We start from the raw sequence: 25,513 nt of genomic DNA, 5'->3' as shown, positions 1-25,513 counted from the left end.
GGTTGGGTGTCTTTTCCCTCTTCCCAAAGGGAGACCACTTTTTCCTGGAAAGCGTCGCGTCCCACCCCGCGCGGGCGGCCCCCGGTGGCCCCCCCCGCCTGCTCGCCTTCGTCGACGATCGGGCGCGTGAGCTCGGGCTGCCGGAGGTCCGGCTCTACACGAACGCGATGATGTGGGAGAACCGAAGGCTCTACCCGCGGTACGGCTACGAGTTGGTGGAGCGCAGGGTGGACGGTCCCTACGACCGCTACCACTACAAGAAGGGCCTCTAGCGCTTCGGGCCCCGTCGCGGGCGTCTCATGCCCCGCGGGCGCCGGCTCTCACCCATCGGGCCACCAGGTCCGCTGGATGTCCTTGCGGACCTCGGGGCGTTCACGGGTCCGGTCCTCGGCTTCATGCTTCTCCCGGACCTGTCGATTGGTGGGCTTACCGACGGTCTTGTGCACGGTCACACGGCGCATGGCTGCCTCCCTGTACTACCGATGTCCAAGGTGGGACGTCTGTAGACCTCTACAGGGAGGCTTTCTCATCCGAGTCGGATTGTCAGTGGCGGGTGTCACCCTCGGGACATGACGATCGACTGGGACATCGAGGCGGCCACGTTCGACGACGAGCCGGACCACGGGCTGCGGGACACGGTGGTGCGGGACGCGTGGTCGAGGCGGCTGCGGGACTGGTTGCCGGATGCCACGGGCGACGTCCTTGACCTGGGCTGCGGCACCGGAAGCCTGTCCTTGCTCGCGGCCGAGCGGGGGCACCGCGTCACGGCGGTGGACCTGTCCCCGAACATGGTGGAACGGGCCCGCGAGAAGCTGTCGGGGCACGAGGCGGAGGTGCTGGTCGGCGACGCGTGGGAGCCTCCGGTGGAGGGGCGCCGATTCGACGTGATCCTGGCCCGGCACGTGCTGTGGATGGTGCCGGATCCGGCAGCGGTGCTGCGGCACTGGTGCGGGCTGCTGCGGCCGGAAGGACGCCTGATCCTCGTGGAGGGCGTATGGGGCACGACGAACCCTTCCGGCATCCCGCTGGACCGCCTGATCAGCGCGCTGACGCCCCTGGCGGCCCGTCTCCACTCCGAGCGCCTTTCGGGCGACGAGCGGCTGTGGGGCAGGAAGGTGGAGGACGAGCGTTACGCGGTGGTGGCGACTCTCCCCGCACCCTGCCGCCACAAGGAGGTGGTGGACGTCCACCTCATCCTCCGCCGCGGCGACGAGGTGCTCCTGGCCCGCCGCGCCAACACCGGTTACGGCGACGGCTTGTTCAACGTCCCCTCCGGCCACGTCGAACCCGGCGAGGACGTCCGCACGGCCGTGATCCGTGAGGCCCACGAGGAGATCGGCCTGACCCTCACCCCCGAGGACGTGAGCGCCGAACTGGTCCTCCAGCACCGGGGCCCGGGCGGAGAATCCCGCATCGGCTGGTTCTTCGAGGCGACGTACGGCACGGGCGGCGAGCCCTTCAACGCGGAGCCCCACAAGTGCGACGAACTGAGCTGGCACCGTGCGGCCACGCTGCCGGACGACATGGTGGCGTACTGCAGGGCGGCACTTGAGGCGTGGCGTGCGGGGGAGAGGTTCGCGTTGCACTGGCAGGAGGAGGGGGATGCGGTGGGGTATGAGAGTGGTGGGGAGGGGCGGACGGTTGTTCTTGCGCGCCGCGGGGCGGGGGCCGTTGGGGACCGGGGGCTGAGTTCTCAGTCCGAGGCCGCTCCAGGCAGTGGCGGGGAGAGTGGGCCTCCGTCGCGTGCCAGACGTTCCAGGTCGTCCAGGGCGGACTGAGCCGCCGCCGCTGCCGCGGGGTCGCGCTCCGTGATGCCGCTTTCGGCGAACTCGTCCTCGTCGAGGCGGATGATCGTGTCGCCGTCCGCCGAGCACCACAGGTCGAGGTCCAGGTCTTCCACGGTGAGCGTGGCGCCTTCCCTTACCGCGGGGCGCGTCACGTCGCAGTACCAGCCCTTCAGGATGCCCGTTGACGTGCGGACCTCCTTCACGGCGTACCAGCGGTCCCGCCAGTAGTGCTCCGTGAAGACGTCGCCCGGTTCGAAGCGTACGAAGCCGAAGTCCCGTACTCCGGCGGCCGCCCACGGCGCGCGGACCGTCACCACTGTGCCGTCGTCGGCGACCACCTCCGCCGGGTAGCGGATCTTCGTGCGGCCCGCCTTCATCAAGATGACGTCCACCCTGTCGGCCGACGTTCCGGCCGATGTGTCAGCCGAGGTCTCGGACATGGCGTACCTCCGTTGCGCAGATCTCGTAACCGAACCACTTGTTGATGGCCAGCATCGGCTCGTTGCCCGCGTCGTTGCCGGTGAACGCCTCGGTGCAGCCGGTTGCCCGTGCCCGGTGCAGGGAGTCGTTCTTGGCCAGCTTGGCAAGACCGCGCCCGCGGAACGCGCGTGCGGTGCCGGTCATGCCGCTCGAGTAGCGTGCCGCGTCGTCCGTGCGGGCCAGGGTGAAGGCGGCAGGGCGGCCGTCCACCATTGCCACCGAGGTCAGTTCACGGTTCACCAAGGGGTGGTTCCACGTCTCGGCGAGCCAGTGCTCGTAGTCCGTGAACTCCGCCGCCACGTCGCTCGGTTCGTCCGCGACCGTCTCCGCGTCCAGGTTGAAGAGGGTGCGCGGGTCGTCACCGAACGCGGCACCTGTACGCAACTCGACGTCCTGCGGCGGCTCTTGGCGGGGCGGTAGCGCGCCGGACGCCAGGTCGAGGCGGAGGAAGTGGGCCGAGCGGCTCGCGCGGTAGCCCCGGTCGGCGGCGAAGGCGCGGTTCGCGGGCTCGTCGAGGACCCAGGAGAAGACCGTGCTGGCGCCGTTGTCGGTCAGGTACTCCTCCGCCGTCCGCAGGATCAGCGAACCGGCGCCGAGTCCGCGCCGCTGAGGGAGTACGTAGACGTTGGCGAAGCCCTGGCCCGGGTGAGGGCTGTCGTAGGCGATGCCCACCTGTGCCGTGCCGATGATCTCCCCGTCGGCCTCGGCGACCAACTGGAGGTAGCGGGAGTCGGGATGGGCGTGCGCCAGGTCGAACAGGACCGAATCGGCTGTGGCGAGCATGGCGGGTACGCAGGCGCGGCGGACTGCGGCGAAGGCTTCGGCATCGGCTCTGTCACCGGAGCGCAGGGCGCGGACTAGGACGGTCATGGAGCCGCACGCTACGCGCGTGGCGCGTCGGGATGCCTCTTATTTTCCGGGGGTGCGGGACAATCGCCGCGTGACTTTGAAGATCGAGATCGAGATCGACGGTGGTGCCGGGGGCGGCGCCGGTGCGAGTGGCGTGCCGCCCTACGAGCAGGTGCGGACCCAGATCGCCGAGCAGGCGCGGGGCGGGGCGCTGCCGGTGGGCTACAAGTTGCCGACCGTGCGGGGGCTCGCCCAGGAGCTGGGGCTTGCCGCGAACACGGTGGCCAAGGCGTATCGGGCCCTTGAGGCGGACGGGGTGATCGAGACGCGGGGGCGTCACGGGACGTTCGTGGCCGCGGCCGGTGACGCGGCGGCCCGGGAGGCGTCGGCGGCGGCCCAGGCTTTCGCCGAGCGGGCTCAGCGGCTCGGCCTCTCCGAGACGGCGGCGCTGGCCGCCGCGCGGGATGCGGTGCGCGCGGCTTACGGGGAGTCGGGGTGACGCTTGCCCCGGGGCGGGGCTGTATGTGACGCCCGGCTGTATTCGCACCCGGCCCGGTGCGTTGTGCCCACCCCTTGCCCAAGCTCTCGGCTGCGCTCGAACAGGGGCGGTGGTGTTCGGGGCGTTCGTGTGCCTTGGTGATGCGGGGTGAACGGGTAGGTGGGCGGGCAGAGTCGCCGCGAAGCGACGGCCGGCCGTCGCCGGGCTACAGATAGAGCCCGGCGTCCGCCCCCTCGCGGGGGTCCGGGACCGACGTGGGGGACGTGCCGCGCCGCAACGCGTACAGCTCAGCCAAGGTCGCGCCCTCGCGAGAGACCCCCTCGTCCGTACCGAGCCAGTCGATCGACTCGGCGCGGGTCAGGTTCCCGACCTCGATCCGGGCGAGGCACCGCCCCGGCCGGACCACCGCGGGGTGGAGCCGCTCCAGGTCCTCGTTGGTCGTCACGCCGACCAGGACGTTGCGGCCCTGCCCCAGCAGCCCGTCCGTCAGGTTCAGCAACCGCGACAACGCCTGCCCGGCGGTGTGCTTCGCCTCCCCGCGGATCAGCTCGTCGCAGTCCTCCAGAAGCAGCAGCCGCCAGCGGCCCTTCGCCGTGCCGTCGTCCTCGCCGATCGCGATGTCCATCAAGTAGCCGACGTCGCTGAAAAGACGCTCCGGGTCCAGGACGCAGTCCACCTGGCACCAGTCGCGCCAGGACCGCGCGAGCGTCCGCAGCGCCGACGTCTTGCCCGTGCCCGGCGGGCCGTGCAGGAGCAGGAGGCGGCCCGAGATGTCCTCGGGGCCCGTCTTCATCAGGGAGTCCATGGCCCCGGCCACCGGCGCGGTGTAGTTCTGCCGCACCTCCTCCCACGTACCGGCCGCGATCTGCCGCGTGGTGCGGTGCGGGCCGCGCCTCGGAGACACGTACCAGAACCCCATGGTCACGTTGTCCGGCTGAGGCTCGGGCTCGTCCTGCGCGCCGTCCGTCGCCTGCTGCAGGACCTTCTCCGCGAGGTCGGCGCTCGTCGCCGTCACCGTGACGTCCGCGCCGCGGTTCCAGCGGGAGATCAGGAGCGTCCAGCCGTCGCCCTCGGCGAGCGTCGCGCTGCGGTCGTCGTCGCGGGCCGCGCGCAGCACCGTCGCACCCGGTGGGAGCAGCGTGGATCCTGACTTGACACGGTCGATGTTGGAGCTGTGCGAGAAGGGCTGCTCTCCGGTGGCGAAGCGGCCGAGGAAGAGGGCGTCCACGACATCCGACGGAGAGTCGCTGTCGTCGACGTTGAGCCGGATCGGCAGGGTGTCCTGAGGGTTCGCAGACATGCCGCCATGATCCGGCACGCAAGTGCCCTTGTGCATCCCGGTTTACGTACTTCGCCGTACTCCGTTCAGGCGCGGACCGGCGCGAAACGGCGCGGACCGGCGCGGAGCGGGGCGGAACGACGCGGAACGGCGTGGAACGGACTACGGGACTGTGGCAAACCTGTGGTGCGGAACCTGTTCCACCGCCAACCGGCCCCGTTACGATTGCCCCTGATGGGACGTCATGAGTGGAAATCGGGGGCACAGCGGTGGCGACTCACCGCGCTGCTCGGCGTTGCTGTGGCCGCACTGGCCCTGATCCTGACCGTCATCACCACGCTCCCCGGGGGCGACACGGGCACCGAGGGCACCACGCGCGACGGTGACAAGGTGCACGGCACCCCGGCCGTCCCGCCCGACGAGGCGAAACCAGCCGTCGGCTGGGGCTTCACCCACACCCAGTACAGCGCGGAGGAGGGCGAGGACGCCGCCACGCGGCGTGCCGAGACGATGCTCGCCGGCCTGCCGAGCCCGCTGCCGCAGAACCAGCACATCATGGGCTGGGGCGCGGGCAACCCCGAGCCGGTCAAGGGGCGTTACGACTTCGAGGAGATGGACAAGCGGATGGACTTCATCCGCGCCACCGACGGCACGCCGGTCGTCACCCTGTGCTGCTCCCCGGACTGGATGAAGGGCGGCAAGCCCGGTTCGGGCAACACCGACTGGAGCCAGCAGTCCCTGGAGACCGCCCCGGAACGCGAGCACTACAAGGACTTCGCCAAGCTCGCGGCGACCGTCGCCAAGCGCTATCCGGACGTACGGCACTTCATCGTCTGGAACGAGTTCAAGGGCTTCTGGAACAGCGAGAAGTCCCGCTGGGACTACGAGGGCTACACCGAGCTGTACAACCTGGTCTACAAGGCGCTCAAGAAGGTCAACAAGGACATCATGGTCGGCGGCCCCTACCTCGTCATGGACAGCGTCGACCCGCGCCAGACCGAGGGGGCGTCGAACGAGGTCAAGGGCGCCTGGGGCCGCATGGACCAGCGGGTCCTCGACGCCTTCGACTACTGGAACAAGAACAAGGCGGGCGCGGACTTCGTGGTCGTGGACGGATCCAGCTACACCGTCGACGACGACATGCTCCCCGACGAGTTCAAGGCCACCGACAAGCTCACGGCGGTCGGCAAGTGGGTGCGGGCGCGTACCGGCGACCTGCCGCTGTGGTGGGCCGAGTACTACGTGGAACCGGGCGACAGCGACGACGACCGCGACGGCTGGTCCGAGCCGCACCGCGTCGCCGTCCAGGCATCCGGTCTGATGGCGATGGCGCGCGGCGGCGCGAGCAGCGGCTTCTACTGGAACCCGCAGAACAAGGGCGAGGACTGTGCGGGGTGCCTGTGGCGCTCCACGCAACTCTCCGACGGCGGCACGGAGTTGCCGATGCTCAAGATGCTCTCCCGGTTCAGCGACGCGTTCCCGCCCGGCACGCAGTACGAGAAGGTCTCCGTCGCCCCCGACGACGTACCGAACGTACGCGTGCTCGCCGACAAGAAGACCGTGCTCGTCGTGAACACCCTCGACCGTGAGATCGACGCGAAGGTCGACGGGCAGCGGTTCACGATGAAGGGGTACGGGGTGAAGTGGCTGAAGCGGTGATCCGCCGCAGCCCCCCGGCACTCCATCCGCCGTAGCCACCCACACTCCACCCGCCGCAGCCACCCGCACCCCGCCCCCACCGGGGCGCGCGTCACGCCATCGTCAGGAACCGCTGGATCAACGAGGCGAACAACACCGCGAGCAGCGGCAGCGAGAACCAGAAGCTGCTCTGCAGCCAGCGCAGCTGCCGCACGCTCGGCGCCAACGCCACCCGCACGACCTCACGGGTGACGAGCAGCAGGATCACGGCGATCGCCGCGAGCGCGCCGATCACCGACCAGGGAGTCCAGGTGATCTGTGGACCGATCGGGCCGGGATCGGCCTTCTCGACCTTGCCGTTCGGCTGCTCGCGCAGCGTGTAGAGGGTCGCGTCGTCGTTCGTGAGGACCTTCTTCAGTTCCTGGCGGTTGTCGAGGTTCGTGATCAACCGGGAATCCCAGGTCATGGGGTAGCCCACGTCCATCTGGAGATAGACCGTCTGGCTCTTGTTGATCATCAGATACGAGTGGGGGCCCGCGTCCTTGAGCGCCTTCACGAGGCTGGAGACCAGGACGGGGTCGGCCGGTGCGAGGGTCGGGACGTACTGGACCTTCTCCATGTCGCGTGTGCCCCACGGCATCGCGGGCGTCACGTTGTCGACCGTGTCGTCGCTCATCCACAGCAGCCGCACCGTCGGATCGTCGTGCTCGTACACGTAGTCCATCGCGGCGACCTCGCCGACCCGGGTCCGCTCGAAGGGTTCGTTGCCCCAGCGCGCGACCAGGAAGCCGCCCATCAGGATGAGCCCCGCCATCAGCGCGGCGACGGGCGCGAGGCTCACCCGGTCGCGGTCACGCTCCTTCGCGGTGATGCCCGCGCGCGGGAACAGCGCGAGTCCGGCCAGGAGCGCGGCCCCCGGCAGGGCGAACATGAAGACGCGGAGTGCCATCTCGCCGCCGTACGACTGCATGCCGAAGCCCAGGAACGGCACGAACGTCAGGACGAGCAGCGAGCGCTCCGTGTACTTGTGGTCGCGCCGTCGCCACCAGCCCCAGCAGGCGAGGGCCATGACGCCGCCGGCCAGGGCCACGCGTGCGTAGAGGACGAGTTGGTGGGTCGAGCTGCCGCCCTCGATCCGCCCGGACACCGACGACGACACATTGCCGCCGACGCCGCCGATCCCACCGAACAGCTCGTCGAAGTGCCCCGACCAGTAGGGCTCCGCGAGGAAGCCGAGCCAGACGGCGACGAAGACGGCGAAGAGGATCGGCAGGCCACGCAGCTCCGAGCGGCCCACCAGGACGAGCGCGGCAAGGACGCCGAGCATCACGAACGGCGTGAGCTGGTGTGCCGGGACCGTCGCCGCGAACAGGGCGATCAGGACCCCGAGCAGCACCGCGCGCTGGCGCCGGTCGGCGGGTTCGACGTCGAGCTCGCCGGGGCGGCGCTTGGCCCACAGGACGTGCGGCGCGCGGAACCACACGAGGAGCACCGCGACGAACACCAGATAGAGCAGATACGTGAAGCCCTGCGGCGAGAAGTAGTCCTGGCCGACCCAGCCGCTCAGGGCGAAGATCCACAGGCCGGTCCACTTGGCGCGCCAGCCCGCCCGCATGGAGCGCGTGAGCAGCAGCATCGGTGCCAGGTAGAGCAGTTGCATGGCCAGCGGCCACCAGCGGATGACCTCGGTCATGTCCGAGACGCCGCACGCCTTCGCCACGAACGTGGCCGCCGCGAAGAACCCGGGCCAGCTCCAGCGCGCGTCCAGGTCGGGCACCGCGGAGCCGGTCCTGTCGATGTACTCCATGAAGCCGAGGTGCTGCCAGGCCGTCGCGAACCGCGGCTCGTCCTCCAGGACGGCGGGCAGCGCGTGCAGGCACACCACCGTGGCGATCAGCGTCGCGAGGAGCAGGGCCTGATGCGGCCGTTCCATCCAGAGCAGCGAGGCGAAGACGACGACGAGCAGCGCGGCCCCGAGCAGGGTCGGCGTGGGCAGGACGGAGATGAGCCCGAGTCCGCCCATCTTGTCCAGGTCCGCCTCTGTGATGCCGAGGGCGGGCAGCCAGTAGAGGGCGAGCGCGAAGGCGAGGAACAGCGCCATGAAGAGGGCGCGGCGGCGGGGGAACGGTTCGGGGTCGACGACGGGCTCGGGCGGGGACTGAGCCACGCGTGAGTCGGTGCCCGGTTCCTCGGCGGGCGCCGTGACGGCTGAGGACACAGAGGCGGGCATCGGTGAGGACGGCGCCGGTTCGCGGGGCTTGAGCGGTGTTCTCAGCGCCCAGGTCGGCCGGTGCTCCATGTCGTCCCCCTCGTCCCGCTCGACCCGCCCGTCCCGCTCGGCCCCCGTGCCCGCGGGCTTCTCAGGAGCGGACTTCCCGGGCGCGGGCTTCGCGGAGAACGTGGTCCTCCCGAAAGCCGGTGTCCGCGTCCCGTACGCGGGCGTCCCCGGCCCGGGACGCATGTCGGGCCTGCGCTCCGGATGCTCGAAGTCCATCTGCACGGCCAGTTGCAGCGTGTCCGAGTCCAGTGTCTCGCGCAGCGCCCAGGCGGGCCCGCGCCGCTCCTTCGCCTGGCCCGGCACTTTGTCGGCGGGCGGGGGCGGCGCCTCGGATGTCCCCAGGTCGGCGAGATCGCCGTCCGGTGCCGCGTCGGCCGGCGCGGAGGAGGGAGCCCCCCGCGCCGCCCGGTACAGCTTCGGCGCCGCGATCGCCACGATCACGGCCAGGCTGGAGACCTCCGCGACGCCCGCCCCCGTGAGACCCATGCGCGGCAGCAGAAGGAGTGTCAGGCCGAGCACCAGCAAGCACAGCAGACCCTGCATCCAGGCGATCCCGGACGTACGGCTCTGCGCGCGCTGCACCGCGAAGTACGTCTCCATGACCACCCGCAGCGCCGCGCCCACCGCGAACCAGCGCAGCAGCGGCGTCGCGGCGTCCGCGTACCCCTGGCCGAAGACCCGCAGGATGAAGGGCGCGCAGAAGAAGAGCAGACCGCACACCGGCAGCATGATGCGTGCCATGCGGCGCAGCGCGGCCCGGGTGTTCGCCGCGAGCCGCGCCGGGTCGTGCGCGCCCTCGACGGTCAGTGACGCGCCCATGTTGATGGCGAGCAGATTGACCGTGCCGCCGATCGTGGTGGTGATGTAGAAGTACGCGTTGTCGACCGAGCTGACCTGCGAGGCGACGATCACCGGTACGAGATAGACCACGGCGAGCGAGAAGAGGGAGCCGGTGTAGTCGCCGGCCAGGAAGCGGCCCATCTCGCGCAGCGTCGGCGGCTGCGTCTTGTCGTGGGTCGCCTCGATGTGCCGTGGCACGAGCCGCCGGAAGACCAGCCAGCCGAGCGGCAGGACCGACACGGCGATCGCGGCGACCCACGACACGAACACGCCCGCCGTCGGGATCGCCGCGGCCACCGCGATGAGCAGCCCCAGCTTGACGACCGAGAAGATGGTGTTGCCGACCGGCACCCACAGCGCGCTGCGCAACCCCGTGAGCACCCCGTCCTGCAGGGTGAGCACCGACCAGGCGACGACCGCGGCGATGAAGCCGAGGCCGTTCAGCGGGCCGTGCAGGAATCTGTACGAGGGCCCCCACAGATCGAGCGTGAGCAGGAAGACCAGCGCGGCGACCGACACGACCAGCGAACTGGTCGCGTAGGTACGGACGATGAGCTTGCCCGTGGCGCGTCCCGCGACGGGGATGAAGCGGGCGAGGGCCCCCATCAGGGTGAGGGCGGTGAGGCCCGCCAGGAACTTCATGGCGGCGATCGCCGCCGAGCCCTGGCCGACCGCCGACTCGGAGTAGTACCGAGCGGCGGCGAGCCAGAAGCCGAGGCCGAGCACGCCGGAGATGCCGGTGTTCAGCATCAGTGCGTAGGCGTTGCGGAACAGGGGACTGCTGTTGCCGCCGCCGGAGCCGCCCCTGCCGGGCAGGCGCATCCTGCGAGGCCTGCCCGACCTGCCGGACGGCGGCTGCTGTTCGGCGGCGGGAGTCCCAGAGACGTCTGCCTGGGCGGTCGACGTGTCAGACACGGGTACGAGTTGCCTTCCGGCGGGCCTGTCGGGCTCTGCGGACCACGGCGTACCCCTTGGTGTGGGCACGGTCCCTGGCGAAATTGCGGGCGATCGAGCGACCCTCGACGAGGCGCTCGAACTCCTCGATGCCGGTGGAGCGGCGTACGGTCACCCGCTGTAGGGCGAACGGACCCTGTGCGCGCCGCGCGAGGCCGTTGCCGACCGCGAGCGACTGGGTGAATCCGGCGCCGCGCACCGTATGGCGCACCCGGCGGCTCGAATAGCCGTACGGGTAGGCGAAGGAGGCAGGGCGGGTGCCCAGTTCGTCGGTGAGGATCTCCTTGCAGCGCAGGAGCTCGAACCAGAGGTCGTCGTCGTCCAACTGGTCGAGCTGCGGGTGCGTATGACTGTGCCCGCCGATCTCCGTTCCCACCGCCGCCAGTTGGCGCACCTGGTCCCAGTCGAGCATCAGGTCGAGACCGCCCCCGGTGTCGTGCGCTCCGCGCAGCCAGCCCGTGGAGATGAACAGCGTCGACGCGAAGCCGCGCTCGGCGAGCACGGGCAGCGCGTGCCGGTGCACGCCTTCGTAGCCGTCGTCGAAGGTGATCAGGACGGGCTTCTTCGGCAGTGACCGGCCGGGAGTGCGCCAGACCGCGGCGAGCTCGGCCGTGGTGATCGGTGTGAACCCCCGCTCGCCGAGCAGTTCGAGCTGCTCGGCGAACGACCTCGGAGACACCGACAACTGCCGTGTGTCCAGGGTGGGTTCATGGGCGATCGAGTGGTACATGAGGATCGGCACGGGAGCGGTCATGGCGGTCCCCCTCGGCCGGTCGGTGCCGTGCTCATGCGGCAGCCCCCTCCCCGCCGTCCGCGTACTTCTCGATCTCCACGACCGAGAAAGTGGCGTCTGCCCTGCGCGCGCGGACGCTGCCGATGACGTACCCCCCGGCCGCCGTGACCACGCCCGCCACAATGGCTCCCGCGCGGCCCGCGCCGCCCGGACGGGCGAGCAGCGCGTCACGCACCCCCCGCCCGACACCTGCGGGCAGGACACGCGTGGCATAGCGCCGCTCGGACTCAAGCCCCTTGTCCGTGCCGACGCTTCGGGCGACGAGCGCCTTGGACAGGCCTTCCGCGTACGCCCGCGTACGGAAGTAGCGGAAGCGCTCGCGGGCCGCGGGGACGCGGTGGTGGATCACCGCGCGGTCGTCGATGAGCAGGATCGCGTCCGGCCTCGCCCGGGTGAGACGGATGCACAGCTCCGTCTCCTCGCAGCCCAGCGGACGCTTGTCGCCGTCGCGCCCGATGCCGGTCGCGAAGCCGCCCGCCACCTCGAAGGCGCTGCGGCGGAAAGACGCGTTGCCGCCCAGGACGTTGCGCACCCGCACACGGCCCTCGGGCAGCCCCTTGTACGTACAGCCGACGACCCAGTCGAATTCCTCGGGGAACCAGGCGGGCCTGCGCCGGGACTCCCAGATCGGCATGGTGCGCCCGCCCACGGCGAAGACCTTCGGGTCGGCGTACCCCTCGGCGAAGTGGCGCAGCCAGTCCCGCTCCGCGACGGCGTCGTCGTCGAGGAACGCGATGATCTCGCCGCCGGACGCGGCGATGCCGGTGTTGCGGCCCGCGGAGAGGCCGCGGGGGCCCGCGTTGGCGAGCACCCGCACCCCTTCGGTCTCCTTGTACTCCTTGGCGAGCCGGTCCAGGAGCGAGGCGTTGTGGTCCACCACGAGAAGTGTCTCGAGCGCCGCGAGGGACTGCGCCCGCACCGAGGCGACCGCCGCGAGGATGTCCTCCCAGCGGTCCTCGGTGTAGACGCAGATGACGACGGAGATGCCCGTGACCGTGCGGTCCCCGTGGCGTCCGGAAACGCTCAAGACACCTCTCCCTGACGCGTGCGGAAGGGGACGCCACGCGTGCGGCGCCGCTGCGCACGGCGGTTGGAGCGCTCCGTGAGGATCACCTTCAGGACCCGCAGGCCGTCGCGCACGGCCCTGAGATTGCTGACGCCGTGGATGCGCAGATACTCGTGGCTGGGGATCTCCTGCACCTTGAGCCCGGCCTTGACGACCCGGATGTTCATCAGGGTCTCGACCTCGAAGCCCGTGCAGTCGAGGTCGATCTTGTCCAGGCAGTGCTTCCAGAAGGCGTTGTAGCCGTAGCAGAGGTCGGTGTAGCGGGCGCCGAACTTGGCGTTCACCACGGCGCACAGGACGTGGTTGCCGAGCTTGCGGATCGGCGTCATGTCGTCCGTGGCACCGCCGTTGGCGAACCGCGAGCCCTTGGCGAAGTCCGCGCCGGAGACCAGCGCCGAGACGTAGCTGACGATCTCGTGCCCGTCGGCCGAGCCGTCCGCGTCGACCATGACGATGATGTCGCCGGTGCACGCCTCGAATCCGGTGATCAGGGCGTCGCCCTTGCCCTTGCCCAGTTGGGGGACGACCTTCACGTCCGGCCACAGTTCCCGCGCGACGGCCACCGTGTCATCGGTGGAGTTGCCGTCCACGAGGACGACCTCGTGGATCCAGTCGGGCAGTGACTTGAAGACGTAGGGAAGATTCTCCGCTTCGTTCATCGCGGGAATCACGACGCTCACCGGCGGTGTGATCGCCAAGTGCGTCGAGATCGGCCGGTAGTTTCCGGACAGCGCCGGTTTGTCTAATGGACCTTGGTCCGGCTCGGCGGCCGGGCGCACAAAAGAACTCACGAGTCTGATCCCTCTCGTCCGGTGGACCGCCCACCCCCGGGCAGTCCGGCTATGTATCCGGTTCGAAAGGGGGGTTCTCACTTACGCATGACGAAATGGATCTCCGTGCACGCCAAAGTGAGCTGGCATTGCGCGGGACGTAACTCGGCACGAATCGAGCAGCCGAGCACGGCACCCCCCTACCGCGCCCCGCACCGGAACCACCGCGATCTTGAGCCCTCCCCTAGATCGCATTGCGTGATGGACCGATGCGGGTGGATGTACGACGGTATTGATGATTGAGACCTTATGGCAAGGCCTGGAACGAGGCCTCACGTTTTTGATGATTTGGCCGGTCTTGGTGGGCACATATGGAGCGCCCCGTTCCTGCCTTCTTTCCTCTATTCCTGCTTTCTTGATCGAATTTGACCCATGCGTTTCAGCAGCTTGTCGGCCGGTTCGAAGAGTTCCGGCCGGGACAAGACGGTGTTGCGCAGGGCCCTTACCGGAGCGCGCCGCGCCCGGTGACCGATCGCCGCGGGATGGCGCAGAGCCACCCACCCCTCGGACACGGTGAGTTCACGTGTCTTCAGGGAGTCCTTGTACTGCTTCTGGCCCCGCCCGAGATCGAGATACGCGATGCCGTCGGCGGCGGCCGCCTCGGCCATGCGCAGATGCAGGATCAGGCCGGGCGAGTATTTGGCGAACGCAGGGTCGTAGGCCGGGAACCACTGGGCGAAGATCCGCTCGGAGCAGAGCCCGAAGTGCGCTGCCACCGGCGCCTCGTCGACGTAGAGAACGGAGAGCAGGCCGGTGAACTGATCGGACCTGGTGTGGAAGAGCTGGCGCACGAGCTGCTTGATCCAGGCGGACGCGAAGCGGTCGCTGCGGCCGGTCCTGCGGTACTGGGCCGACTTCCACTCCATCAGGGTGTGCAGGACCTCCGGGTCGCGCTCGTCGTGCACATAGCGGACGACGCCGTGGTGGCGCCCGAGCCTGCGCTCTTTCGAATGGGTCGTGCGGGTGAACTTCGGCGACTTCGCCTTGAGTTGGCCGAGATATGCCTCGTACCCCTGGTCGATGTCCATGACGGGGGAGGCGAAGGAGCCGGAGGTGCCTGCCTCGAACGGCTGCTGGCCGGCGGCCAGATGGTCGAACTCGTACATCGCGAGCCCGCAGGCCCGTAACAGTTCCCGCGCGTCCCAGGTGAAGCCGGGCCGATGCACCAGGCCCTGGCAGTCGGAGACGCCCAGACCGATGGCCCGGCCGACGCCGGTGATGGATCTCTGGAACGGGAAGAACGCCGCGGGTTCACCGTCCTCGCGTACGACCGCGATCCGCACGCCACGTCTCCAGTGGCCCACCGCGAGGGTGAACTCCGGTGAGAGGAAGGGATTGGCCATCTCCGGCGAGCCGTTGAGGTGCGCCTTGGACTGCATCGCTGTCCAGGCGACCCGGTCCGCAGCGGTGAGGTCTCCAGGGCGGTGCACGGTGATGTCCACGTCAGGGGGTCCGCCTCGTCGGGGTACGGCGTCGCAGTCGCCGTACCAGTACCAGCAGATAGATGAGTGAGCCGATCACGGTGATGGCGACGACCCCGCCGCGCACCGACCACATGTGAAGGGCGAGCATCCCTTGGGCCACCAACAGGTTGACGGCGACGGCGCCGGAAACGGAAGCCACGATCCGGCCCCATGGCTCAAGTCCGCCGAGCGCGGCACCGATCGCACAGCCCGGAGCGGCCAGGAGGAAGAACAGGGTGAAGGGTGCGCGCAGGGGCGATTCGATGTCCGTGAGCGCGAGCAGCGCGCCGACGGCGCCGACCGCCACAGCCATCCCCGCGAGCAACGGCAGCGCTTCTTCGTGACGGCTCGGCGGATCCCCGGGGCCGCGCCCGGTGTCTGATGACGGTGCCTTGATCCTGATGGTCTGCATTGGCGACTTTGCCCCCCGACGCGCCGGATGCCGGGCTTCAATGTCGCGCAGTCGACGGCGGCGCGTCAAGGTGCGGAGGCTGTGTGGAGATGTTCGACCCGGGCCCTTGAACCGGAGGAGAACTCGTTGTGCGCGCAAGGGAATTGGCGGCGAACTTGTTGACATGAGCACTACCGGTGTCGGGAGGTGAGTGGTACCACGGTCGTGGCAGAAATCCTGCTAAGGGAGGTTCCATGAGATTGTCCCGAATCACGGCATACGTATCCTCACTCCTCCTCGCCACCGCCTTCGCCCTCACCGGGGCCACCGCGGCACAAGCAGACCAACAGAGCGACCAACAGGCCGCGGCCACCGGCTATGTGGCGCTCGGCGACTCCTACTCCTCCGGCGTCGGATCCGGCGCCTACGACAGCACGAGCGGCGACTGCAAGCGCACTCCGCGCGCGTACCCCGCGCTCTGGGCAGCCGCGAACTCACCCTCCAGCTTTAATTTCACGGCTTGCTCGGGTGCTCGTACGGGTGATGTTGTGGCCAACCAACTCGGCCCGCTCGGCTCCGGAACGGGTCTGGTCAGCCTCTCCATCGGCGGCAACGACGCCGGCTTCGCCGACGTCATGACGACCTGCGTCCTTCAGTCCGAGAGCAACTGTCTCGCGCGGATCGCGACGGCACGCAGCTACGTCGAATCGACGCTGCCCGGCAACCTCGACAAGGTCTACTCGGCGATCAGCGCCAAGGCACCGGCCGCCAAGGTCGTCGTGCTCGGATACCCCCGCTTCTACCAGCTCGGCGGTGGCTGCGTCGCCGGTCTCTCCGAGAAGGAACGCAGCGCCATCAACAGCGCGTCCGACTTCCTCAACTCCACCACGGCCAAGCGCGCCGCCGACCACGGCTTCGCCTTCGGCGATGTGGCGTCCAAGTTCAGCGGGCACGAGATCTGCTCGGGCGACGCGTGGCTGCACAGCGTGAACTGGACCAACATCGGCGAGTCCTACCACCCCAAGGCCGCGGGCCAGTCCGGCGGCTACCTCCCCGTGTTCAGCGCCGCGGCGTCCTGACCCACTCGGTTCGGCGCGACCCGGTTCGGCGCCACTCAGTTCGGCGCGTAGGAGGAGGCCCCGTCCGTCGGGGTCTCCTTCTCGCATGTCACCGAGTACGCGACGGAGTTGGAGGTGGTCTTCACCGGGCTGCGCACCTCCACGCTGATCGCGTTCGCATACGTCGACCCCGGCTCCCCGGCGACCGTCTCCGTATGGTGCACCTGCTTGGTCTTCCCGCCTCCGGAGGCGAAGCTGAGGGTCTTCCAGCCGGGGTCGCCCGGCGTCCCGGACTTGGTCACCCAGCGGTAGTCGACGGTGACCGGAACTCGTCCCACGGTGAACGTCGCGGTGAACGAAGGGGCCTGCCCCGCGGCCGGTGGGCAGGCACCGCTGTACTGGGTGTACGCGCCGACGACCGAGACCTTGACGCTCTGCGCCGGGTGAGTGGTCGACCCGCCGCCGTTGCCGCCGCCTCCGCCGCCGGTCGTGGAACCGCCGCCGTCGGAACCGCCGTCGCCGCCATCGCCGGTGCTCGACCCTCCGCCGTCGCTTCCGCCCGACGTGCTGTTGCCGCCGCTCTTGCCCCCGTCGGAGCCGCCGTCACTCCCGCCGCCGCCGTTTCCGCCGCCTCCGCCCTCGGAGGAGCCGCTGCCGCTTCCGTTCCCGCCGCCGCTGTCGCGATTGAGCAGGGAGTAGGCGAGCCCGCCCAGAGCGAGCGCGAGGGCGACCAGGCCCGCCGTGAGGACGAGGACCGTGCGGCGCGAACGGGTCGGAGCGGTGGTGGTGGTCGTGGCGACGACGGGTTCACGCTGCTGGTCCGGTGGTGGCGGAATCGGCGAGGGCGACTGGTGTTGCTGTTGCTGTTGTGACGTGATGGTCGGCGTGTACGGGAGGGGCGTCTGGACACTGGGAGTGCCGCCCGCGGCGATCAGCCGCAGCTGGCTCTCGGCCTCCGCGGCGGAGATCCGGGCGGCGGGGTCCTTGCGCAGCAGCCCTTCGATGACCGGAGCCAGCGGCCCCGCGTTCCGGGGCGGCGGCAGCTCCTCGTCGACGACCGCACGCAACGTACTGAGCGGGGTGTCCTGCCGGAACGGCGAGCTGCCCTCGACGGCCGCGTAGAGCAGCACGCCGAGCGACCACAGATCGGACTCCGGCCCTGGGCGCCGCCCCAACGCCCGCTCCGGGGCGAGGAACTCGGGCGACCCCACCACTTCGCCCGTCATGGTGAGCGCCGAACTGCCCTCCACCGTGGCGATCCCGAAGTCGGTGAGGACCACGCGCCCGTCGTTCGCGATGAGGACGTTGCCGGGCTTGACGTCGCGATGCAGGACCCCGGCCTCGTGCGCGGCGCGCAGGGCGGCGAGCACCTCGGCGCCGATGCGGGCGGCGTGCCGCGGCCCCATCGGACCATCGGAGTCGAGGATGTCGGACAGCGAGAGCCCGCGCACGATCTCCATGACGATCCACGGACGGCCGTCCTCGCTCGCCACGTCATAGACCGTCACCACATTGCGGTGCGGGATACGGGCGGCGGCCCAGGCCTCGCGCTCCAGGCGGGCGTACAGCCGGTCGACCTCACTGGCCGGGATCCCCGCCGGGGCGCGCACTTCTTTGACCGCGACCTCGCGGCCGAGGACTTCGTCGCGGGCCCGCCAGACCGTGCCCATACCGCCTTCGCCCAAGGGGGCGAGGAGGCGGTAGCGCCCCGCGATCACACGCTCGTTCCCGCTCACGGGCGTCCCCCATCGGCAGCCGTGCGATTCTCCACAAAATTACCTCAACCGAGTGCTGTTGCCGCCCCCTTGAACACCAATCCACACCCAAGGGCGAATACGACACAGGCGGAACCGAGCGGCAGGAACCGGTGCGTGGCCCGGTGCAGCCACCGGGGCCCGCGGACCCGCCGTGCGGCGAGGGAGCCGACCCGCACCACGAGGAACCCGGCGGCCGTCAGCGTGACGGCGAGCCCCACCCCGTACGCGAGGACGAGCAGCAACCCGAACCAGGCCTCGCCCAGGGCGGCGGCGCCGACGAGCACGACGACGGCGGAGGGGCTTGGCACCAGGCCGCCCGCGAAGCCGAGGAAGAGGGCGCCGCGGAGCGTGGGCGGTGCTGTTTCCTGCGGGTGCGGGTGCGGGTGCGGGTGCGGGTGCGGGTGCGGGTGATGGTGATTTTCGTGTGCGTGCCGATGTTCGTGTGCGTGGTGGTGGGTGGGCCCCCGTCGCCGCCAGGCCCGTCGTAGGAGAAGGGCTCCCGCTCCGGTGACGAGAACGCCGCTGACCACTCCCAGCCAGGCGATGACGGACGGGGCGGCGGCCGAGCCTCCCGCCACGAGCAGCCCCAGGGCGGTCACCCCGAGGGTGTGCGTGGCGGTCACCGATGCGGCGAGGGGGAGCACGTCCCGCAGGGAGGCACGTCCCCTCGCGGCGGCGCTCGCGGCCATCAACGTCTTGCCGTGCCCCGGCGCGAGGGCGTGCAGCGCCCCGAGGAGCAGTGCGGTGGCCAGGGCGAGTGCGGCGAAGCCCAGGGTGAGGTCGTGACGGGCCACGAGGCCGGTGAGGGCCTGCGTCCACCGGTCCGCGCCGCGCGGCAGTACGGAGGCGGCCGGTGCCTCCTGTGGCCGCTCCTGGCCCAGGGCGGGGCCGCCGGAGGCGATCCGTAGGGTGGCGGCGCTTTCGTCGGGCGGCGATTCGAGCAGCCGTGCCGGGTAGCGGGTGAGGCGCTTCGAGACGGACTCCTTCGGTACGTCTGTCGCGCTCAGGGTCATCCGATCGCCGCGCGCCGTGACTTCCCGCCACCCGGGGCCCGGTTGGCCCGCGGCCCTGAACCGGGCGGGGAGTTCGGCGCCCCGGGGGAGCGGGGCGCCGAACTCGCACTCCACGCGCAGGGTGGTCAGGCCGGCCTGGCCGTCCCGGGTGACTGCCCGGGCCCGCTCCACGCGGAGTTCCGCCGCTCGTCCGGCGACCCGCAGCGAGCTTGCGCGGACGGCGTCGTCGCACCGCTTCTCGGCCCAACTCTTCATCCCCACGCGTTTGATGCGGGGTGCGGCCTGGGTGGCCGGGATCTCGGCCAGGTCCTCGACGTGGTCGATCCGTAGGTGCCCTGGGCTCGCCACGAGGCCGTCGTAGCGGTTGACGGTGAAGTTTCCCAGGGGGTGGGACCCGGCCTCGGTGGCGGGCAGCAGCGCGAGCGTCAGCCCTGCCAGCAGGGTGGCCCCGTGGACGAGGGGGCGGCGCCGCCTCATCGGGGCCCCGGGGCGTGTCCTGGCCGAACAGGCTTTTCCGCCCAGCCGCCCGATCGCCCCGCCCAGCCGCCCGATCGCCCCTCCCGTCCGCCCGACTGCCCCGCCCTGAACGTAGTCCCTGCTCGCCTCATCCTCATGACGCCGCCCCCGTCTTCGGCGGGAGCCCCGGGTTCAACTCCCGCGCCGCCGACAGCCAGTGCCGACCCGCGGTCGCGTTGCCCGTCGCCCTCTCGATCACACCCCGGTGGTACATGAACGACGCCTCGTGGAACCCCGTGGCCGTGGCCCGGCGTGCGTACGGCAGGGCCTCCTTGGAGTGGCCGTTGACGTGCAGGGCCCAGGCCAGGACGTCTGCCGTGTGGACCGTGTGCCGCCGTCCCCACTCCGCCTTCGCCGCCCGCAGCGCCGCCCTCCGCTCCGCGCGGTCCCCGTGGTCCGTCAACGCGATCGCCGTGTCCAGGTCCGCGTTGACGCCGTTCGCCCGGGCCAGGGACAGCCACGCGGACACCAGCGCGTACTGCTCCCGGGCCTTCGCCTCGTCACCCCGCGCGCCCCGCGCCTCGTACAACTCGCCCAGCGCGACCAGCGGCCCGGGCAGCGGCGCCCGCGCGACCACCTCCCGAAGCCCCCGTACGGCCCGTCCCGTATCGCCCTGCCCGGCCCATGCGCGGGCCCTGCACTCAAGGGCCGGGAGCGAGGAGGCGTCGGCCCGCAGCGCCGCCCCGCACTGCTTCAGCGCCTCCCCGTACCGGCCCTGACGCCAGGCCAATTGCCCCAGCGCCGTGGCGACGTACGCGACGTCCCCACGGTCCGAGCCCGAGCCGAAGCCCACAGCCCGGGACAGCGCTCGCCGCGCTCCCGCCACATCACCCCGGAGCTCCCGCACATACGCGTACCGCGTGAACACCGGCACCCCGGGCCGCCGGGCGTCGGCCTCGTCCGCGGCCCGCGCCGCCGCCCCGTACCGGCCGAGCTCGACCAGTGCGTCGATACGCGAGGCCAGCGCGCCCTCGCTGTAGGGGTTCACATCGAGGGCGGCCCGCGCGTGGCGCAGCGCCCCGGCGAAGTCGTGCCGGGCGGCAGCCAACGCCGCCTGCCCCGCGAGACCCGCGTCATTGCGCGGCCGAAGCTCCAGGGAGCGGTCGAGGGCGCGTTCCGCCTCGCGGTAGCGCGACGGGTCCCCCTGAGTGCGGGCCTGCTCGACATAGGCGGTCCCCAGCGTCGCCCATGCCCCGAAGTCCCGCGGCTGGTCCCGCAGATGGGACTGGAGCATCGCGACGCCACGATCGAGATCGGCACCCCGCAGCGCACCCGGCGCCACGGCGGCGGACGACGGCGGCGGCCGGTCGGGCCCACTCCCACCGTCGGCCACGACGGCACCCCCGGTGATCGCGACCGCTAGAGCGACGGCCGCCACCACGGTACGAGCGGCACGACCGGCTGGACGAGGCAACGCCATCACTGGCCCTTTCCCTAGATGTCCATGAGGAGAGATGTCGGTGAGAAGAGATGTCGGTGAGAAGAGGTGGAGAGGGCGCGACCCGCAGGGGGATAGGTGCGGGCCGCGCCGGTCATGGGGGCGGGATCAGCCCGCCACTCCGGAGGAACCGCGCCTGCGCCACCACGCGAGCCCGAGTCCGACAAGGAGCACCCCGGCCACCCCGGCGGCCCCGGACGCGATCAGCACGGCGTCGGTGTCGTCGCCGCCACCGGAACCCGAACCCGAACCCGAATCCCCGGACACGGCGCCGCCGCCGAGCGCGTTGCGCGCCGAGCTGTCGTCGGCCTTACCGCCCTTGGCCAGCGGCCCCCGGGAACCCGGCGTGGGCAGCGCCACGTACGGGAAGGTCCCGCCGAACTTCTGGTCGTTGGCGTTCACCGCGTCGCCCAAGTCGTTCTTGTTGCCCGTGAGTTCGCCCTCGACGGCCTGCAGTTCGATGTCGACGACGTCGTCGGCGAGTCGCCGCCCGTTCGGGAACCCGGCGTTGTCACCGTCGAGCACCCCCAGCCGCTTGGGCGAGTCCGCCGGTTCGACCGACGTGTTGAGCCGCAGCGCCTCGGCGGGCTTGACGTTCGGTGGCTTGTTGAGACCCTTCACGCCCGTCAGGAACACCGACACGAGGTCGTCGCGCGGCTCGGCGGGCGCCTTCAGCTTGTAGATCTTCTCCAGGAGCTTCGGCAGCTCGGGCTTGGTCACGTACTTCAGGAAGTCCGCGTCGTTCCAGGGCGCGGACGCGTTGAACTTGTCCTTGTCCTTCTGCGGCACGACCACCTCGTTGACCAGCGGGTTGCCGAGCCGCGAGACCTGGGTCCACGTGCCGCCCGCGTTCTTGCGCTGCGTCGTCGACCAGATGCCGACCGTGGGCTGCTTCGCCGACTGCCGTATCCGGGAGGTGGGCACCTGAAGGGCCAGGGAGTTCACGTTGTAGCCCTTGAGGGTGTCCCTCCCGACCTCCGACAGGTCGCCGCCGTACAGCAGGTCGAACACCCGCAGATCGAGGAAGAAGGGATCGTCGGCCTGCCCCGCGAACGTCGAGCCCCCGCCCTTGACCGGGGTCACCGCCTGATCACGCAGCTTCTTGTAGTTCGGCATGGACGCCTTGCCGACGTGCGACGGCGCGGTGGGCACGTCATCGGCGACCTTCGTGGTCGAGACGGCCTTCTGGTCCTTGAGCTCGATCAGTTCGAGGTCGTACGTCTGCGTCACGTTCAGGTCGGGATCGTCGAGGCTCGTCACGGGCCCGGTGTTGTAGAGGAACGTGTCGCCGTTCTTGGTCTTCGTGTCGAACGTCCACCGGTAGAGGAGGTCGCCCTGCGCGTCCCCGTCGCTGTCGATGTGGACGTCGTACTGGGCCTCGTCGGCCCACGGATAGAAGTTGGGCCCGCCCGCGGGCTCTTCGAAGGGCAGCCAGTTCGCCACGATCGTCGTGGAGTCGGGTTTGTCAGGGCTCACGAACGCGTACACGTCCGTGTTGTCGTACTGGGGCTGCCCGGAGATCAGCGGGGCCTCCCGGTGACTGGAGGCGTTCGCCGCCCCCGGTTCCAGTGCCGTCACGCCGGCGGCTGCGAGCCCCCCGGCGGCCAGCGCGCCACAGACGAGCGTCGCGAGGCCGCGCTTGCTGCGGCGCCCCGTCCGGCTCTTGGCGATAGCTGTCATCGCGTCCGTCCTTACTGTTCCTCGCGCGACCTCGCGCGGTGCGCGCGAGCCGCCTGACGAACGCCATTCGGTGCTCGGTGCCCGGCGGATTGCCCCAGTTCCCCATCCGCCGGCTTTCCCCGCCACGAATCCCGGGTGACCGGACAGTGAGTCACCCGGCCCGGGAGCGGGAGGAAGACAGAGCCGCCCGGGGCCGGGAAGAGGGGACGGGGGAAACGCATGGAGCCGGACGAACTGCTGCTTCTGATCGCGCAGGGGGACCAGTCCGCGTTCGAGAAGCTGTACGGCCTGGTCTCAGGGCCGGTCTACGGACTGGTCCGCCGTGTCCTTCGGGACCCGGCGCAGTCCGAGGAGGTCGTCCAGGAGGTACTGCTCGAACTCTGGCGGACGGCGGCCCGCTTCGATCCGGCGCGCGGCAGCGCCTTCGCCTGGATCTTCACGCTCGCCCACCGCAGGGCGGTGGACCGGGTGCGCAGCACTCGCGCGGCGAGCGAACGCGAACGGCGCGTGGCGGTCGAGCGCGGCGAAGGCCCTGCCTTCGACCAGGTCGCCGAGGCGGTCGAGGCCGGCCTGGAGCGCGAATGGGTACGCGGCTGCCTCCGCCGCCTCACCGATCTCCAGCGCCAGGCCGTCACCCTGGCCTACTACGAGGGCTATACGTATCGCGAGGTGTCCCGGCGTCTGTCCGTCCCGCTCGGCACCGTCAAGACGCGGATGCGGGACGGACTGCTGCGGATGCGCGAGTGCCTGGGCGCGGCCACGCGGGACGCGACATGAAGCGCGGGACTGGGTGGCATGGCTCGGGGCGGCAGTTCAGTGGCTCAGGGCGGCTCCCGCCAGGCATACGGCACCCTCGGCCGGTTCCATGCCTCCGCCCGACAGCGCACGCGGCGAGGCAGATGCCGCTCGAAGCGGTGCGGTTCGCCGGGGCGCGAAGGCGCCAGCACGGCGGGCCCACGGCAACGGGCGGCGACCACTCCGCCGCCCGTCCCGCGCGAGCGGGTGCTGACCGCCGTACATACGACGGAACAGGAGCCGCCCCGGCGGGCGTCGGACGCTCCGAACGCGCCCCCGCGCTCTCGCGTGCTTCTTCCCGCTGCGGCCCTCACCGTCTTCGTCCTGGCCACGTCCGTGATCCTCGCCTTTCAGCTGATCCGTGCCGATGGCCGACTCGCCCGCGAGCGTGCCGAAGCACGTGAGATCGCCCACGTCCTGGCGGCTCCTGGCGCCCTGGCGGCCGGGGAGAGGAGCGCGTGGGGGCCGCGGCATCGACGTCGTCGCGTCGGAGTCCAGGCGGCGCGCCGTGGTGAGCCTGACGGGGCTCGGGGCGCCGTCTCGGGGGCGCGCACACCAACTGCGGCTCGCGCGGCCCGCCTCGGCGCGCCGTTCTCTGGGCCTGCTCGACGGTGAAACGCCGTTGATCGCGACAGGTCTGAGCGCGCCCGGCAGGTCACTGGCAGTGACGGTCGAGCTCGATGGAGGGCTCGAAGAGGCCCACTTCTGCCCCTCTTGTCCAACTCGCCCTGGAATCAGTCGGATTCGGAGAGTAATCGTCAACCTCCTTACGCAGAAGGTGAATCATGCGACCGGGATACGCGAGTGTGGTGCGAGGGCGATAGAGTTAACCTGCCCTGGGCCGGGTGCCCTCGTACGGGTGGGGAGTGACATGGAACAGATAACGGTGCGCAGCAGGGCGCGTGTCCCTGCGATCACCTGCGGGAGCAGCGCGACCAGCTCGCGTCTCGACCGCCATCTCGCAGTGCTGGGCGGCCCCGCCGTTCCGCAGCGTGAGACGGCGGAGGCGACGTTGCTGATGCGTGAGCTGACCTCACGGGGTGCGCATGACCACAGTGGCCGAGGTGCACGTGTGCGAAGGGTCTCCCTCTTCGCTCCCTTGCGCAGGCTGCGGCGGTCGCTCTTTGGGGGTCGCTGACCGCGGGTGGTCGGGGGTTCGGCCGTCGCCAGCGGCGGATTGCTCCCATCCACCCGCCCCTTCCCTTTCCGCACATCACTCATCACACCCCTGCCCTAACACCCGTGTCACGCGCACCTGTTGACGCCGCAACTATCCAGCCCCGATGTGGCTGATGTAGGGGCCGAGCACCCCTGCGCGATCAGCGTGAGCATGGAGCACTCCCCGCGAGCGGCCCGGCCCTGAGTCGCCGCCACACCATGCAGCTCCTCGGCGCGGCCGATATCACCGTCGGCGTGTATGCACCGAGCTGACGATCACTCCGCTGATCTGGGGTTCTTGCGCTGGTTGGCAAGGAAGCGCGCCTTCTTCTGACGATTCCCGCACGTGTTCATGTCGCACCATTTGCGCGTGCGGCTCTGGCTGGTGTCGAAGAAGGCGGCTTGGCAGGTCGGTGACGCGCACAGGGCCAGTTTTCCGTCTCGTTCGCCCGCGATGATGCTGATCGCGTCGGCGGCGATCACGCTGAGGGCGTCTTCCACGCGGGAAGCCGAGCCGAGCCGCCATTGCCGCTTGCCCTCGGGCGTCAGGAACGCCGCGGCCCGACCCTGAACGCTGCGGTCATTGATGACTTGGACAGCGGTTGCGGGGAGAGCGCCCTGGAGCGCGGCCGCTGTCGCGGCGGCGTGGATCGACTCCCTCAGCTCCCGGGCGAGGTCGAGCTGGGCCGTGGTGCAGGAGTCCACGGCGAGGCCGTTCACTGCCAGCCAGTCGATGAGTCGGTGCGGCGCGGGAATGCGCTCCACGGGGTCGCCGTGACGCTCCGACAGGGTCCCCGTGAAGCTGGTCGCCAGCACGCTGCCGAGGCGGAATTCAGGGAACTCAACACGCATGGAACCACCTTAGCAGGTTGCGCACCGGCATGAAGAAATAGTAGAACCGTCTTAGACGGTTCCCGATAGTTCGTAGCCGGTCCCACGATGGCCAGGAGG

General features: G+C 70.4%; 22 protein-coding genes and 1 pseudogene. 8 read left to right on the top strand and 15 right to left on the bottom strand.

Annotated features, from left to right (window positions below; all coding sequences use genetic code 11):
* On the top strand, positions 1-272 hold a 272-nt coding region (locus ACZ5CR_RS32975), incomplete at its 5' end, for an N-acetyltransferase (RefSeq protein WP_468864276.1).
* Between the two features lie 48 nt (positions 273-320).
* Here the strand turns inward: ACZ5CR_RS32975 and ACZ5CR_RS32970 are convergent.
* Positions 321-461, bottom strand: coding sequence for a hypothetical protein (locus tag ACZ5CR_RS32970; protein ID WP_389913414.1), 141 nt, complete (start codon positions 459-461; stop codon positions 321-323).
* Between the two features lie 108 nt (positions 462-569).
* Here ACZ5CR_RS32970 and ACZ5CR_RS32965 point away from each other — a divergent pair, with 108 nt between their 5' ends.
* A complete protein-coding gene (locus tag ACZ5CR_RS32965; protein WP_468864273.1) occupies positions 570-1,778 on the top strand; it encodes a methyltransferase domain-containing protein in 1,209 nt (402 codons plus the stop codon).
* Here the strand turns inward: ACZ5CR_RS32965 and ACZ5CR_RS32960 are convergent.
* Together ACZ5CR_RS32960 and ACZ5CR_RS32955 are read right to left on the bottom strand one after the other, a co-directional pair.
* Positions 1,694-2,227 carry a ribonuclease FAU-1 family protein gene (locus ACZ5CR_RS32960; RefSeq protein ID WP_468864271.1) on the bottom strand — a complete coding sequence of 178 codons (534 nt, stop codon included), beginning with the start codon at positions 2,225-2,227 and terminating at the stop codon, positions 1,694-1,696. The two genes, ACZ5CR_RS32965 and ACZ5CR_RS32960, sit on opposite strands and share 85 nt — an antisense overlap.
* Positions 2,208-3,137 (bottom strand): GNAT family N-acetyltransferase, encoded by a 930-nt coding sequence (locus ACZ5CR_RS32955; protein ID WP_468864269.1) that lies wholly within the window; start codon positions 3,135-3,137, stop codon positions 2,208-2,210. Before ACZ5CR_RS32955 ends, ACZ5CR_RS32960 begins: the two co-directional genes overlap by 20 nt.
* 70 nt (positions 3,138-3,207) lie before the next feature.
* Between ACZ5CR_RS32955 and ACZ5CR_RS32950 the strand changes: the two genes are divergently transcribed.
* A complete protein-coding gene (locus ACZ5CR_RS32950) occupies positions 3,208-3,615 on the top strand; it encodes a GntR family transcriptional regulator (protein ID WP_468864267.1) in 408 nt (135 codons plus the stop codon).
* Between the two features lie 205 nt (positions 3,616-3,820).
* Here ACZ5CR_RS32950 and ACZ5CR_RS32945 read toward each other — a convergent pair whose 3' ends face one another.
* A complete protein-coding gene (locus tag ACZ5CR_RS32945) occupies positions 3,821-4,915 on the bottom strand; it encodes a DUF5925 domain-containing protein (RefSeq protein WP_468864265.1) in 1,095 nt (364 codons plus the stop codon).
* Between the two features lie 213 nt (positions 4,916-5,128).
* Here ACZ5CR_RS32945 and ACZ5CR_RS32940 point away from each other — a divergent pair, with 213 nt between their 5' ends.
* Positions 5,129-6,553, top strand: coding sequence for a GH39 family glycosyl hydrolase (locus ACZ5CR_RS32940; RefSeq protein ID WP_468864263.1), 1,425 nt, complete (start codon positions 5,129-5,131; stop codon positions 6,551-6,553).
* 91 nt (positions 6,554-6,644) lie between these two features.
* Here ACZ5CR_RS32940 and ACZ5CR_RS32935 read toward each other — a convergent pair whose 3' ends face one another.
* The 6 genes from ACZ5CR_RS32935 to ACZ5CR_RS32910 form a co-directional block, all read right to left on the bottom strand.
* Positions 6,645-10,565 (bottom strand): lipopolysaccharide biosynthesis protein, encoded by a 3,921-nt coding sequence (locus tag ACZ5CR_RS32935; protein ID WP_468864262.1) that lies wholly within the window; start codon positions 10,563-10,565, stop codon positions 6,645-6,647.
* Entirely contained in the window at positions 10,558-11,358 is an 801-nt protein-coding gene (locus tag ACZ5CR_RS32930; protein ID WP_468864260.1) for a polysaccharide deacetylase family protein, read from the bottom strand. The genes ACZ5CR_RS32935 and ACZ5CR_RS32930 overlap by 8 nt, the downstream gene beginning before the upstream one ends.
* Positions 11,359-11,389: 31 nt before the next feature.
* Positions 11,390-12,424, bottom strand: a complete 1,035-nt coding sequence (locus ACZ5CR_RS32925) for a glycosyltransferase family 2 protein (protein WP_468864259.1) — start codon at positions 12,422-12,424, stop codon at positions 11,390-11,392.
* A complete protein-coding gene (locus ACZ5CR_RS32920; protein ID WP_468864257.1) occupies positions 12,421-13,254 on the bottom strand; it encodes a glycosyltransferase family 2 protein in 834 nt (277 codons plus the stop codon). The genes ACZ5CR_RS32925 and ACZ5CR_RS32920 overlap by 4 nt, the downstream gene beginning before the upstream one ends.
* 380 nt (positions 13,255-13,634) lie before the next feature.
* Complete coding sequence (locus ACZ5CR_RS32915) at positions 13,635-14,735, bottom strand: GNAT family N-acetyltransferase (RefSeq protein WP_468864254.1); 1,101 nt, start codon at positions 14,733-14,735, stop codon at positions 13,635-13,637.
* A gap of 1 nt (position 14,736) precedes the next feature.
* On the bottom strand, positions 14,737-15,168 hold the full coding sequence (locus ACZ5CR_RS32910) for a hypothetical protein (protein ID WP_468864252.1): 432 nt from the start codon (positions 15,166-15,168) through the stop codon (positions 14,737-14,739).
* A 233-nt stretch (positions 15,169-15,401) separates the two neighbouring features.
* On the opposite strand from ACZ5CR_RS32910, the gene ACZ5CR_RS32905 reads away from it, so the two are divergent.
* Positions 15,402-16,226: an SGNH/GDSL hydrolase family protein gene (locus tag ACZ5CR_RS32905; protein ID WP_468864250.1), complete on the top strand. Its 825-nt coding sequence runs from the start codon at positions 15,402-15,404 to the stop codon at positions 16,224-16,226.
* Positions 16,227-16,261: 35 nt separating this feature from the next.
* On the opposite strand, the gene ACZ5CR_RS32900 is transcribed toward ACZ5CR_RS32905, so the two are convergent.
* From ACZ5CR_RS32900 to ACZ5CR_RS32885, 4 genes are all read right to left on the bottom strand, one after another.
* The gene (locus ACZ5CR_RS32900) at positions 16,262-17,875 is read right to left on the bottom strand and encodes a serine/threonine-protein kinase (protein WP_468864427.1); all 1,614 of its coding nucleotides are present in this window, start codon (positions 17,873-17,875) and stop codon (positions 16,262-16,264) included.
* Between the two features lie 110 nt (positions 17,876-17,985).
* Positions 17,986-19,452: a nickel transporter gene (locus ACZ5CR_RS32895; RefSeq protein ID WP_468864247.1), complete on the bottom strand. Its 1,467-nt coding sequence runs from the start codon at positions 19,450-19,452 to the stop codon at positions 17,986-17,988.
* 133 nt (positions 19,453-19,585) lie between these two features.
* Entirely contained in the window at positions 19,586-20,911 is a 1,326-nt protein-coding gene (locus tag ACZ5CR_RS32890; RefSeq protein ID WP_468864245.1) for a tetratricopeptide repeat protein, read from the bottom strand.
* 126 nt (positions 20,912-21,037) lie between these two features.
* A complete protein-coding gene (locus ACZ5CR_RS32885; protein WP_468864243.1) occupies positions 21,038-22,609 on the bottom strand; it encodes a DUF4331 domain-containing protein in 1,572 nt (523 codons plus the stop codon).
* 219 nt (positions 22,610-22,828) lie between these two features.
* Here ACZ5CR_RS32885 and sigK point away from each other — a divergent pair, with 219 nt between their 5' ends.
* The 3 genes and pseudogenes from sigK to ACZ5CR_RS32870 all read left to right on the top strand — a co-directional run bounded on the left by sigK (position 22,829) and on the right by ACZ5CR_RS32870 (position 24,542).
* The gene (gene sigK, locus ACZ5CR_RS32880; RefSeq protein ID WP_468864241.1) at positions 22,829-23,386 is read left to right on the top strand and encodes an ECF RNA polymerase sigma factor SigK; all 558 of its coding nucleotides are present in this window, start codon (positions 22,829-22,831) and stop codon (positions 23,384-23,386) included.
* Between the two features lie 385 nt (positions 23,387-23,771).
* A pseudogene (locus tag ACZ5CR_RS32875) lies at positions 23,772-24,056 on the top strand (anti-sigma factor domain-containing protein); the annotation flags it as partial.
* A 219-nt stretch (positions 24,057-24,275) separates the two neighbouring features.
* Positions 24,276-24,542 carry a hypothetical protein gene (locus ACZ5CR_RS32870; RefSeq protein ID WP_160504136.1) on the top strand — a complete coding sequence of 89 codons (267 nt, stop codon included), beginning with the start codon at positions 24,276-24,278 and terminating at the stop codon, positions 24,540-24,542.
* A 296-nt stretch (positions 24,543-24,838) separates the two neighbouring features.
* Here the strand turns inward: ACZ5CR_RS32870 and ACZ5CR_RS32865 are convergent, their stop codons facing one another.
* Complete coding sequence (locus tag ACZ5CR_RS32865; RefSeq protein WP_468864239.1) at positions 24,839-25,414, bottom strand: CGNR zinc finger domain-containing protein; 576 nt, start codon at positions 25,412-25,414, stop codon at positions 24,839-24,841.
* Between the last annotated feature and the right edge of the window lie 99 nt (positions 25,415-25,513).

The sequence above is a fragment of the Streptomyces sp. NPDC031274 genome (assembly GCF_055570235.1).
Note: the sequence above shows the minus strand (reverse complement) of the source record. Positions and strands in the feature narration are given on the sequence as shown.